Origin of the sequence: Paenibacillus polymyxa (assembly GCF_018614975.1) — a bacterium.
In the GTDB taxonomy this organism is placed as follows: domain Bacteria; phylum Bacillota; class Bacilli; order Paenibacillales; family Paenibacillaceae; genus Paenibacillus; species Paenibacillus polymyxa_E.
Map to the genome: position 1 here is coordinate 56796 of NZ_JAGGNR010000057.1, position 12549 is coordinate 69344.

General features: G+C 46.2%; 11 protein-coding genes. 5 read left to right on the forward strand and 6 right to left on the reverse strand.

Annotated features, from left to right (window positions below):
• Positions 1–203: 203 nt before the first annotated feature.
• From J7E78_RS28240 to J7E78_RS28260, 5 genes are all read right to left on the reverse strand, one after another.
• Entirely contained in the window at positions 204–1625 is a 1422-nt protein-coding gene (locus J7E78_RS28240) for an arabinan endo-1,5-alpha-L-arabinosidase (protein WP_215080051.1), read from the reverse strand.
• Between the two features lie 56 nt (positions 1626–1681).
• Complete coding sequence (locus tag J7E78_RS28245) at positions 1682–2524, reverse strand: carbohydrate ABC transporter permease (RefSeq protein WP_036611483.1); 843 nt, start codon at positions 2522–2524, stop codon at positions 1682–1684.
• Positions 2525–2550: 26 nt separating this feature from the next.
• On the reverse strand, positions 2551–3441 hold the full coding sequence (locus J7E78_RS28250) for a carbohydrate ABC transporter permease (RefSeq protein ID WP_215080053.1): 891 nt from the start codon (positions 3439–3441) through the stop codon (positions 2551–2553).
• 157 nt (positions 3442–3598) lie between these two features.
• Positions 3599–4939 carry an ABC transporter substrate-binding protein gene (locus tag J7E78_RS28255; protein WP_215080055.1) on the reverse strand — a complete coding sequence of 447 codons (1341 nt, stop codon included), beginning with the start codon at positions 4937–4939 and terminating at the stop codon, positions 3599–3601.
• A 133-nt stretch (positions 4940–5072) separates the two neighbouring features.
• Entirely contained in the window at positions 5073–6050 is a 978-nt protein-coding gene (locus tag J7E78_RS28260; protein WP_215080057.1) for a glycoside hydrolase family 43 protein, read from the reverse strand.
• Between the two features lie 331 nt (positions 6051–6381).
• On the opposite strand from J7E78_RS28260, the gene J7E78_RS28265 reads away from it, so the two are divergent.
• The 4 genes from J7E78_RS28265 to J7E78_RS28280 all read left to right on the forward strand — a co-directional run bounded on the left by J7E78_RS28265 (position 6382) and on the right by J7E78_RS28280 (position 9560).
• The gene (locus J7E78_RS28265) at positions 6382–7299 is read left to right on the forward strand and encodes an ArsR/SmtB family transcription factor (protein WP_036668788.1); all 918 of its coding nucleotides are present in this window, start codon (positions 6382–6384) and stop codon (positions 7297–7299) included.
• Positions 7300–7468: 169 nt separating this feature from the next.
• Entirely contained in the window at positions 7469–8386 is a 918-nt protein-coding gene (locus J7E78_RS28270) for a helix-turn-helix transcriptional regulator (protein WP_215080059.1), read from the forward strand.
• A gap of 83 nt (positions 8387–8469) precedes the next feature.
• On the forward strand, positions 8470–8979 hold the full coding sequence (locus J7E78_RS28275) for a DinB family protein (RefSeq protein WP_215080061.1): 510 nt from the start codon (positions 8470–8472) through the stop codon (positions 8977–8979).
• An 11-nt stretch (positions 8980–8990) separates the two neighbouring features.
• Entirely contained in the window at positions 8991–9560 is a 570-nt protein-coding gene (locus J7E78_RS28280; RefSeq protein WP_215080064.1) for a YdeI/OmpD-associated family protein, read from the forward strand.
• A gap of 128 nt (positions 9561–9688) precedes the next feature.
• On the opposite strand, the gene J7E78_RS28285 is transcribed toward J7E78_RS28280, so the two are convergent.
• Positions 9689–10552: a helix-turn-helix domain-containing protein gene (locus tag J7E78_RS28285; protein ID WP_215080066.1), complete on the reverse strand. Its 864-nt coding sequence runs from the start codon at positions 10550–10552 to the stop codon at positions 9689–9691.
• A 168-nt stretch (positions 10553–10720) separates the two neighbouring features.
• Here J7E78_RS28285 and J7E78_RS28290 point away from each other — a divergent pair, with 168 nt between their 5' ends.
• Positions 10721–12235, forward strand: coding sequence for a glycoside hydrolase family 43 protein (locus J7E78_RS28290; protein WP_215080085.1), 1515 nt, complete (start codon positions 10721–10723; stop codon positions 12233–12235).
• The last annotated feature ends 314 nt before the right edge of the window (positions 12236–12549 follow it).

Genomic DNA, 12549 nt, shown 5'->3' on the forward strand with positions numbered 1-12549 from the left:
CTTAACAGACCAGCTTTGTCATACAAAGCGGACGTTCGGGGGTGGCAGGGCCTTGGTGCTCTCTTGTCTCCGATTTCTTTCCCCACCGCTCCTGGCGGTTGAAATCGGAGGACAAACTCGCTCCTGCGGCTCCTTCCTCACCCTCACTGCTTGTGCACCTTCGGAGCGGCAGCTTGCTTTTACCGCGCTCGCTGGTCGACCCCTTACTCCTCCGCAGCGCTGATCTGCTTGCCCCAGACCGCCACGCCGTGGTCATTGAGGCCTGTCACCACCAGCGCGGGCTGGCTTCGCTCCCAGTCCCAGGACGGGAGCAGCTTCAGCTCTTCTGTGGAAGCTCCGCCCCAGGGGCTTTCTTTCCACTTCAACGTGAGTGTTTGTTTGTCATCAAATGTCCAGGTTCCTGAACCTTTTTCGCTTTGAATTTTACCTTTGTCCGTTAGGGTATAAGGCACGGCTTGAATCTGCCCGTCCACGGACGGATCAAGTGCCATGCCTTCCCACGCCCCGGCAATCATGGACTTCGGAATGTCCTGGGCAGTCTCACCGGCGTAACGTTCAGGTGAAACCACAGGCCAGCCGTCCTTCGTCCATAACATTTTGCGAACATGCAGATATGGCCAGTTTTTATCCGTCTCACCCCGTGCATGATGCACGATGTAATAATCGTCTCCGTCCTTCAAAACGGAGTTATGTCCAGGCGCAACCCAGCCCTCACCTTCTGTGAAGCGATAACCGCCGAGAATTTTGGTGCCAATCTCATATTGCGGCAGATGCTCCGTATCCAGCATGTTATTGCCGTTTATGTCCGTGTACGGTCCTGTGATTGAATCAGCACGCGCAACCCGCACGTTATAATCTTCGAATAAGGAATCATAGGAGACGAATAGATAATACTTTTGGAACTCCGGGTTATACACAATGTAGGGACCTTCTACTGCGCCCTCTTCAGTTGCACGATCCCGTGCGGCAATGCGCGTACCATAACCCTCGTCCTTGAATTTTCCGGTGTCGGGATCAAGTGGCGCAATGTAGATGCCGTCAAAGAATGAACCATATACCATCCACGAATTGCCCTCAGCATCTACGATGGGATTAGCATCAATGGCATTTAATTTGTCCTGTTCATTTGCAGAGGTTTTCACAACCAGTCCTTCATCTGTCCATGGACCTTCGGGAGATGAGGATGTCTGAAGACCAATAGCCGACTGGGTACTGCCAAAAGAAGAAGCCGAATAATACATCCGATAGGTATCACCAGCCTGGATCACATCCGGTGCCCACAGATTGACCGCACCTGTCCAGTCCAGCGCTTCTTGCGGAATGCCCGGCAGAGCCTGACCTACCCACGTCCAGTTAATCAGATCATCCGATTTGCGTACCATGACGCCGGGTTTCGCTTCTCCTGCTACACGAACGTCTGTGGAATAGACGTAGTATCCCTGATCGGTTTTGATAATGGCCGGATCATGCGCATTGTTCACCGTCCAGCGTGATTCATCGTCCAGTATGGATGTGTCATACAACGGAGTATCTTGTGGAGCTTCAGGAAAGACCGGACGGGACACCGTTTCTCTTGCTCCCTCTCCGGAACAACCTGTAGCTCCAACAACCAACAATAACAACATGGAAGCAACCACCCCTCTCTTCGAAAATGTCCATCCTCGGAATTTCTTCCTCTGGATCATCCCTTGACTCCCGAAATGGCAACTGATTCAATAATCTGTTTCTGGAAGATCAGGAAGATAATTAATACAGGTAACAGAGCCACAATCGACGCCGCCATAATAAGCGGGTAATCAGTTTGAATCGCATACGTGGCATTAAAGTTCGCTATAACGAGTTGTAACGTCTGCTTCTCCGGTGAATTCAGATAAATAATCGGTGCCAGATAATCGTTCCAGATGCCCATGAACCAGAGAATCAACTGCGCAGCAATCGCCGGTTTGATGAGCGGAAACGTAATACTGGAGTACAGCCGGAAGTAGGAACTTCCATCGATTTTGGCCGCCTCAATAATTGCATCAGGCACACTAAGCAGGTATTGGCGCAGGAAAAAGATCATGATTACGTTACCGAACAGACCAGGAACAATCAGTGGTAACAGCGTATCCACCCAGCCCAGCTTCGCAAACATGATGAATTGCGGAATCATGACTGTCGGATAAGGAATCATCATGGATGCCAGCAACGCGAGAAACAGTTTGTTTTTGTGCGGGAATCTTAACTTGGCAAAAGCAAATGCGGCAATACTGGACGTAAACGTACCCACTACCGTTACACTCACCGCAACAATGAGGCTGTTTTTGATCCCGCTGAGCAGCGGCCCTGCCTCCCAGATTTCTTTATACTTTCCAAATTGGAATACTTCAGGTATCCATACAGGTGGAAGCGCGAACACATCCTGCTTCTCTTTCAATGACGTGGACAACATCCAGATCAGTGGTGCAATCATCGCAATCGCCCCAATCGCGAGTACGATAAAGATGATCGAGTTTGTTAATTTCCTCTTTTGACTGTAAGACATCTCCGGTTCACTCCTTTCCTTGACAATCAATCCCCATCATAGGCTGATTTTTCGTTCATTTTGAATTGGACCAGGGTAATGACAAAAATGAAAATACCAAGAATCATGGCCATCGCTGAGGCATAACCCATCTGCAAGTTACTGAAGGCTTTCTGCCAGATGTAGAAAACGATCGATGCCGAAGAATATTCAGGACCACCCGTAGGTGTCATAATGTTCATCTCGGTAAAAATCTGGGAACCGCCAATGATATTTGTAACAATGAGGAAAAAGGTAACCGGCTTCACCATAGGCCAGGTGATATTGCGGAAGATCTGGAAGCCGTTCGCTCCATCCAGCTCAGCCGCTTCGTAGTATGTACGTGATACACTTTGCAGTGCTGCCAGATACAACAACATCGTGTATCCCAAGCCTTTCCACACCGTCATAATAATCAGAGCCGGTTTGACTGTGTCTTTGTTCGCGAGCCAGTTTGGTCCTTTAATCCCAAACAGGTCAAGGAATTGGTTCACCAGACCGTAATCCCCGTTGTACGCCCAGTTCCACATGATGGACACCGCGGCGAGGGAAGAAATGACCGGAATGTAATAGATCACTCGGAATGTCGTGGTGCCGGGAATTTTACGATTCAGACCCATCGCCAGCAACAGCGCCAACAACAGACCAATCGGGATACCGAGCATCAGGTAGAATGTATTAAACATCGCTTTGTAGAAGAGGTCATCCGTGAGCAAATCCTTGAAGTTGGCCAAACCAATAAAGTTCATCTGTCCCAGCCCATCCCAATCCGTAAAGGAACCATAAAGGGAGTAGAGGAACGGGAACATGACAAAGATCAGCAATCCAAGAATCGGAGGTAAAATAAACAGATATCCGTACAGCATCTCTTTGCGATACAAACTCGATTTCGTAATCACGGCGTTCACCCCTGTTTCTAGTATCAGCATGTGGCATTCTTCGATTGAACCTAGCCGATCAACGAATGCCACATGCCCGTATGGAATCCAATAAGTCCCAATGCGAATGATGCCAGCAGCATGATTGCAGGCTGCCGGCATCGCCCTTTCCTATCTACTATTTCTGAGATTTCTTTTCTTGTTCAACCGCTTTGTCGAGCAGTTTTTGCATTTTCGGCTGTTGCTGCTTCACATAGTCTGCGGCTGTAATCTTGCCATCCAATACCGGCTGGATGTCCGTGAAGAACAGGTCATACCATTCCGCATTGTACGTGTAGTTACCTGGCAGAGCCCGTCCGTAATCCTCAACGATATCAATGAATTCCTGTTTGTTGGCTGGTTTCGTGGATGTATCTTTGGCCCACTCGTCTGCCATATCAAGCAAGTTCGGAATCTGTACCTTAGCATCTACCAGTTGTTGCATGCCTTCCTTCGAAGCTGTAAGGTAGTTCACCAATGCTGCTGCTTCTTCTGGATGTTTTGTCTTCGCCGATACTCCGATTCCCAGAGATCCAATCCACGTTGCCGATTTGCCAGTCGATCCCGCAGGGAATGGCAGCAAATCATAATCGAAAGGTAGTTTCTCAAATGTACTCATATCCCATGGGCCTACAGGGAAGAAAGCCATTTCACCTTTCATCCAGCGTTGATACGTATCCAATGTTTGCGCTTCCTCAATGGAAGGTGTAATTTTGTATACGTTCTGCATATCCGCGAAGAATTGCAGCGCTTCCGCGAATTTTGGATCATCAATCGTTACCTTTGTTTTGGTCTCATCCAACCAATCCCCACCGTTGCTCCAAACAAAGGATTGCAGGGCCCACTGTACGTTGAATCCAGTACCGTATACATCCGGTTTACCATCTCCATTGGTATCCTTGGTCGCTTGCTGGTTCACCTTGACGAACTCTTCCCATGTGTATGGTTTATCCTTGTCAGGGAGTGGGATGCCCTCTTTTTCAAACAACGTTTTGTTGTAGCCCAGTGCAAATGGCCCCAGATCCTTCGGCATACCATAGATGTCACCTTGACCTGCCATTTGGCCGTCATAACGATACAGGTCCACGCCGTATTTCCAGATATTATCGAGATCAACGTCCGGATTGTTTTCAATATACGAAGTGAGGTTCATCAGCACATTGCTGTTCACATACGCTTTCACGTCGCCCGGATTGATATAAAATACGTCAGGCAAGCTGTTGCCTGTAATTGCCGCTCTCAGCTTGGTTGCATATTGATCCGCAGCCGTTACGATAATTTTGACTTTCACACCCGGATGATCTTCTTCGAACTTCTTGACCACCGCTTGGTATGCTTTCTGCTCATCAGTACCGCCGCGGAACATAAACGTTAACTCCTTGTCCCCACTTGCACCGCTGCTTCCTCCGCAACCTGCGAGTACCAGCGCACTTACCAGCATAAGAAGCATAAATGTGACCCAACTCTTTTTCTTTACCATCTGAACCCCTCCTGATCTGGACTTGTAACCGTATTCAATTGGATGAAATTAAGATTTCTGTTGTTAAATTTATCAAATCCAGATCACTTTAGTCAACACTTTTATAAAACATTTTATATTTGTATGAAATAAATCAGTATTTCGGCCAGCCACTCGAGTCCCAAAGCAAATCATTAATCAGCAATTTCGGATTCCCATTATCCTCTGCATCATAGGCATGTCTTGCGATGACATTGCCGTTGTACACGTCCTGACCACCTGGACCTTTCCATTTCACATTGCCTGTATCCAATATCGTTCCGCCACCATTCAGCATATTAACTCCGTTTTTGTCCACATAAGGGCCTGTTATACTGGTCGAACGTCCATAGACCATTTTGTAAGTACTGTTCACCCCTTTGCAACAAGAATCGATGGAAGCAAACAGGTAATAGTAACCGCCACGATATACAATACTTGGTCCTTCAATAGCACCTCCGTTATTCGGGCGCGCAGCAATGGAAGTTATACTGCCTGTCGGTTTCATCGTATTTTTGTCCAGCTTGACAATCTTCAGACCGCTCCAGAAAGAACCGAAGGCCAGCCATGGATTGCCTGAAGCATCGATGACCAGATTCGGATCAATGGCATTATAATTATTGGCGGTCGTGGTTTGAAGCACCAATCCTTCGTCCTTCCACTGCCCTGCTCCAATGCTGTTCGCAGACGCAAGACCAATCGCAGACCGATTGGAGCCAAAGGTGGAGATTGAATAATAGAGCCATACTTTTCCGTTATACTGCTCTACATCCGGTGCCCATACATCCAATCCGCTTTGTCCCGGAACGGCAGAAGCCCACCAGGATGGCTTACTTAAGAAGATTTGTGGAACACGATACCAGGACGATCCATTATCGGATTTCAATACTTGAATACCCGGGCCGGTTGAAAAGGTATACCAGGAACCGCCCTCTTTGATAATCGACGGATCATGAACAGCGGTATCTCCGGTCAGATTCCAGAATGCCGCCAAAGCTTTTGACTGACCTGCCAGCAGTAATACCATCACAAGTAATGCCGGTAACGCCAACCGTTTCCACTTCAACCTCTTCACATTGCTTAACTTTTCCATTCCGAACTCCACCTTTCCTGATCAAATGGTTAATTAGGTTCATGAAGTAATGAATCAATTTAGGTATAATAGGATTATAAAAGCGGTTACATGACATTTCAATGGTATATTTCAAATATATGTGAACTGATTAACACTTATTTCAACCGGAATAGTGGACAAAATATAGATTATATTTTCGTATTTGCGCTATATACAAGGGTTTTGGCTTCTATTTCTCCACCCTTCCCTTCCATGAGGGAATGATTTATAATTATCTGAAATAAAACATATAAATGTGCAAATGTCTGTGTCGAAGACTTTGTTCAGAACGGGGAAAGGAAATCCACCTATGATTTATATTAAAGATCTGATGTCGGGTGTGAATATCTTCAAAGCGCTCAGTTCGGAAATCCGGATTCAGATCATCGAGCTGCTGGCCAAGAACCAAAGTCTTAATCTCAATGATCTCGCAACCAAGCTGGGACTGAGCAATGGCGCTATCACAATGCATATCAAGAAGCTTGAAGAGAGCGGATTGATCGAGATCAACACCGCCGTTGGCAAACATGGAATTCAGAAGATATGTTATCTCAACGAGGAAAAATTGATGGTTGATCTGCGTTCACAGGAGATTAACAATCGTTACGAGGTGGAAATTCAGGTAGGTCATTACAGCGATTATCAGGCTGCACCTACATGTGGTCTAGCTACCCGGGACAGCATTGTTGGAGAGTTCGATGATCCGCGTTACTTTGCTGATCCACTGCGAATTGATGCGGAGATGATCTGGCTGGCTGAAGGTTATCTCGAGTATCGGATTCCCAACTATCTCAAGCCCAATCAGTCCTTTAGCGAAATTCAGTTGTCGATGGAACTGGGTTCGGAGGCACCTGGCTTTTGTGACAATTACCCTTCGGATATTTACTTCTATGTCAATGGGATTGAGATTGGCTGCTGGACAAGTCCGGGGGATTTTGGCAATACACGCGGTACCTTTAATCCGGAATGGTGGCCTCCCCACCTCAATCAGTACGGCATGCTGAAGCTGATCCGGATTACACAGGAAGGCAGCTATATTGACGGATGCCGCATCTCGGACGTAACGCTGGACCAGATTGGGCTGGATTACAAAAGCGATATTCATTTCCGCATTGCGGTTACGGACGAACCTTTGAACAAACGGGGCTTAACGATCTTTGGTAAAAACTTCGGAAACTATGGTCAGAATCTGCTCGCTCGGGTTCTCTATAACGTGCAAGAAGAGTAGAGCCATCTCTGACTATTCACTCGATATTAAGTTCGACCGATCTGCTAATGTAACTGTTTAACACAACAACAATCATGTGTCTTAGAAAGGGTGCTATCCAGCACTCTTTTTTCATGTGATATAATAATGGCCTGTAATGACAAAACGGAATAACGGGCGGGGATACCTTTTGAAATTGGAGCGATTAATCTCAATCATATACAAACTGCTGAACCACGAAGTATTGTCTGCTCCCACCTTGGCGGAAGAGTTTCAGGTGTCCCCAAGAACGATCTATCGGGATATTGATGTAATCTGTGCCGCCGGCTTCCCGGTCGTCTCCCATCAGGGACTTAAAGGCGGCTACGGCATGATGGACGGATACAAGATGGATAAAAGCTTACTCGGTTCTTATGATGTGGATTCCCTAATCACGGTCCTGAGCAGTCTATCCACAGTATTCGAAGATGCACGTGCACAAGGCACGATTGAACGTCTGCAAACGATTGGACCGGAGCATCAAAGCTCAAGTCTATCGGTGGATCTGGAGACACGCCGAACAGAGCCTGATGCCCTTCCTCATCTGCGTAAAGGGATTACGGATCATCAGGTTGTGCGTTTTGACTACATCAATACAAAAAATGAACATACCCCCCGCCATCTGGAACCGGTAAGACTTCATTTTAAATATCGTAATTGGTATGTATATGGATTTTGCCAGACACGGCAGGATTATCGCGAGTTCCGACTGTCCCGAATGATGAACGTGCAACTGACATCGGAACACTTCCAACCCCATCTTGTGCTTCCCAAAGAGACGGTTGTGTCAGATCCGTCATGGCAAGATCAGGTAAGTGATGTGGTATTTCGGGTGAACCCGGAAGCGCTCGCGGAAGCCATGGATCATTTTCAACAGGCAGCTAAGCAATTTCACGAGGATGGAAGTATGACAATGCGTATCCCGGTTCATCAACCGTTACAAGCCAAGTGGTTATGGTCGTTTCTGCTTAGTTTGGGCAGTGGCGCCGAGGTGCTTGAACCGATTGAATTACGAAACATTCTGAAAGAACAACTTCGAAACGCACTTAAGCTCTATGAAGAAGTATGACACGCTGTTGTCATACTTCTTTTTTTATAATCATCTCAGTAAGTTAACCCAATCTATCGCCAAATTAAAGGAGACGATCATCAATGAATCATCCGGAACAAATGTATAACTACCACGCATGGGCCAACCAAACCATCCTGGGCAGAATCAAGGAACTGCCCTCCTCTGTCCTGAGTCAGGAAGTGAACAGTTCATATCCAACCATTGCTCACGCACTCAGCCATATCTATACAGTGGATAAGATGTGGTATCTGGTGTTAACTGGCACAGGTATGCCCGAGGCACTGCAAGCATGCATACCACTCAATAGTGAAATTCACGGTTCTGTGGATGAGTACATCCAATGTTTTACCGACCTGTCGGCACAATACAGTGAGTGGTTACGAGGCCAAGCAGATCTGGAGCAAACCATTCTACTCGATAATCCATTTGCAGGAATTCGCGAAACCAGCTTATCGGACATCGTGATCCATGTGGTTAACCACGGAACCTATCATCGAGGCAATGTTTCTACCATGCTGCGTCAATTGGGGCATGCCTCCATCATGAATGACTACTCACTCTTTTGGTATCAGGAACCGGCTCAGGTATAGTTAATAATCGGATGAAAAATATACATTGTATCCCCGTGACGTCGAGGGATGAATTGAGAAATTGGTTGCAGACGCATGGAAAAGTTGAGAATTCTTGCTGGGTAATGATAAGCATGAAACCCGTGCCGAATACCCTGCTGTATTTGGACGTGGTTGAGGAGTCGCTGTGCTTTGGCTGGATCGATGGAGTCAAAAAGAAAATATCCGAGACTCAATTAGCACAGAGATTATCTCCTAGAAGTAAACGTAGCTCATGGACTGAATTGAACAAGGAACGTGTCCGTCGTCTTGAAAAGTTGGGCTTCATGCATGATGAGGGTAGAAAGGTTCTTCCTGTTATGGAGCCGAATGCTTTCATTATTGATGGTGTGATCAAACAAAGGCTGAAAGAAGACCATCAGGTTTATGCAAATTTCATGGCCTTTCCTAAACTGTATCAAAACGTTCGGATCGATACGATCCAAAGTGTTAAGAATCAGCCAGCATTATTCCAGAACAGATTGGATAAGTTCATAACCAACACAAAGGAAAATAAAATGTACGGTCAGTGGCATGACAACGGACGGCTTTTGGAATATTAAAATGCCTTGAAAATACGAAAGCAGGACCTCCTCGTAGGATGGTCCTGCTTGTTTTTGGATTTATACGTTGGCGAATCTCGGCCCAGACTTTCTGTTCACCCGGCTCACACATCATATTCATTCGGGTGTTAATGAGTCTGTCTGTAGGTTTTGGGAGACTTGCCAAAGGCTTTCTTAAACTGGCGGGTGAAATAATTACTGTCGTTAAATCCACATTCATACGAAATTTCCGTGATGGACATATTCCCGTTTTTCAACAAATGACATGCCTTCTCCAGACGCAACTTTTGCAAATAAGAGATCGGGGTCATCTGATAATAGGATCGAAAAATCCGATTCAGGTGCCTTATGGAGATATTCGACTTCCCCGCAATATCCTCTAGCGACAGTGGCTCCAGATAATGATCTTCAATAAATGAAATGGCATTGGCCAGATGCATCAGATGATTACCTTCGATCCCTTTCTCCTGCGTATCATATTGCCTCGACAAATAAACAACCATCTCCGTAAGACGTGAGATCAACATCGTCTGATACCCTTGCTGTTTACTCTGATACTCCTCAATCATGAACGATATCAGCGATTCTACATACTCCAGACTGGAAATGGATAACGAAAGTTTACTCGGAAAGGAGTGAATATTACGATAAAACGGCTCCAAAACAAACAACGCCTGGAAGCCGTTAGATTTCCTCAGATCGGGCCCAGCCGAAGCAAGCATCTCGGGACTGAACATAATGTTACAGATCCTAAAATCATGAGGGTCTTTATACGCGTGATGGGTGTCGCCATTAATCACAAATGCGTTCCCTTTTTTAACAAAAAATTCCTCGGTATTCACCACATGGGTTGCATGACCACTCAGAACAATGACAAGTTCCGTAAAGTCTACATGATTATGAAGCTCCATGTCTTGGTCGTGTCCACCATACTGAATGAAAAATGGAAACTGTTGATCTGAGGTAAACCATCTCAAATATGCATTACTCAAAAGCATTCCCCTCCGCAAACCATGTTGGGTTGAATGTCTATATCATGCTATTCGAGGACCGAAAAATCAAGGTTGTAAGTGATTGAAGACGATATAATTCCCCTAATAGCAAGGAGACCTCTCATACGTTCAGGTATTAAACTCTCGAAATGAATAGGAGCATAAATGATGAAATATACCAATCCGGTGATTCCGGGGTTTTATCCAGATCCAAGTATCTGCCGTGTAGATGAAGACTATTATCTGGTAACCAGTACCTTTGAATATTTCCCTGGTGTGCCCATCTTCCACAGCAAAGACCTTGTGAACTGGCGACAGATCGGCCATGTCCTCACAACAACTGAGCAACTTCCTTTAGCGAATGCGGGCAGCTCTGGCGGTATTTTTGCCCCAACACTCCGGTACCATGATGGCTGGTTATATATGACAACAACCAATGTCAGCGGCGGCGGAAATTTTTATGTAGTTAGTGCCCAGCCCGAGGGACCATGGTCTGCTCCGATTTTTGTTGATCAGGGCGGCATTGATCCCTCTTTTTTCTTTGATGAAGATGGACATGTGTATTTTCAAACGGCCTGTAACGGCGATGAAGGCGAGGGTATCTATCAATGCGAGATAGACATCACGACCGGAGCCAGACTAACGGATAGCCGATTGATCTGGACTGGAACCGGAGGAGCAGCACCCGAAGCTCCCCACATGTATAAAATAAACGGCCTCTATTATCTGATGATCGCCGAAGGTGGAACAGAGTATGGTCATATGGAGACCATTGCTCGGAGCACAGAGCCATACGGACCATTTGATCCGTGTCCTCATAATCCGATTCTGTCCAATCGGAGCATGAAATCCAGCATTCATGCAACCGGGCATGCAGACCTTGTCCAGATCCAGGATGGAAGCTGGTGGGCCGTATCTCTTGGTATTCGTCCAGCAGGTTACCCCATGCGGCACCATCTGGGACGTGAAACGTTCCTGGTACCTGTCACTTGGACGGACACCGGTTGGCCGATGATTGGTGTGGACGGACATATTGAGCAGGAGATGACTGGGCCTTTGTTGGCTGAGCACCCTTGGTCGCCTCAGGCTATTCGGGATGATTTTGACGAACCATCATTAGGCATGAACTGGATCTTCTTGCGTAACCCGGCTCCGGGTAGTTGGACGCTCACTGAAAATCCCGGGCAGCTCATCCTCCGTGGTCATTCGGTTTCACTCGATAATGGACAAAATCCAGCCTTTGTCGGACGTCGATTGAGCCATTTCTTATGCAATATGGCAACCGAGCTGTGTTATGAGCCAAATGCGAGCGGTGAGGAAGCTGGATTAACCTTATTTATGAATGATAAATATCATTACGATTTGGCTGTAACACAGGTCGATGGGCAGAAGAAAATCATACTGCGGCGAACGGTCGGCTCTCTGCGAACCGAACAGGTCCTTGACTGTGACAAGGGGCCGGTTGTATTACAAATCAAGGCTGACCGTAATCACTTCACGTTCCTTTATCAGCAAGGTTCATCCGATGCCATCGAAGTGGGTTCAGGAGAAACACATCTGTTATCTACTGAAGTGGCAAGTGGTTTCACAGGTGTGATGATCGCCATGTACGCTTATGCTCCATCGGAGGAGTGTACGCCTGCAAGTTTCGATTGGTTTGACTATGAACCTCTGAAAGAATAATCATTTTAACTCCTATATTTAGTAATTTTCGTATATATGTTGTTTTTATCTTTGCCTGTAGGATACACAAACGCTTATATACACTGGAAATATGAAGTCATATGTGTAGATTATGCCCAAGGTGTTACATCTGAGATCCGTAGATATTTGGGAAAAGGCCATAAAAAAAGCCGATTCAGTAACACGAATTGGCTTTATAACCTAAGCAGATATCCATTTTATTTCATTACTATGTAATATTTAATATCTTTACATATAATATAAATGATCATATGCAACCCTGTTTACAGTTTCAGTAGAGTAAGAGGCTGGGT

Excerpts from the sequence above, each read along its gene's own strand:
- J7E78_RS28240 (WP_215080051.1), bottom strand. The coding sequence starts at position 1,625 with ATGTTGTTATTGTTGGTTGTTGGAGCTACAGGTTGTTCCGGAGAGGGA.
- J7E78_RS28245 (WP_036611483.1), bottom strand. The coding sequence starts at position 2,524 with ATGTCTTACAGTCAAAAGAGGAAATTAACAAACTCGATCATCTTTATC.
- J7E78_RS28255 (WP_215080055.1), bottom strand. The coding sequence starts at position 4,939 with ATGGTAAAGAAAAAGAGTTGGGTCACATTTATGCTTCTTATGCTGGTA.
- J7E78_RS28260 (WP_215080057.1), bottom strand. The coding sequence starts at position 6,050 with ATGGAAAAGTTAAGCAATGTGAAGAGGTTGAAGTGGAAACGGTTGGCG.
- J7E78_RS28265 (WP_036668788.1), top strand. The coding sequence starts at position 6,382 with ATGATTTATATTAAAGATCTGATGTCGGGTGTGAATATCTTCAAAGCG.
- J7E78_RS28275 (WP_215080061.1), top strand. The coding sequence starts at position 8,470 with ATGAATCATCCGGAACAAATGTATAACTACCACGCATGGGCCAACCAA.
- J7E78_RS28280 (WP_215080064.1), top strand. The coding sequence starts at position 8,991 with ATGAAAAATATACATTGTATCCCCGTGACGTCGAGGGATGAATTGAGA.
- J7E78_RS28290 (WP_215080085.1), top strand. The coding sequence starts at position 10,721 with ATGAAATATACCAATCCGGTGATTCCGGGGTTTTATCCAGATCCAAGT.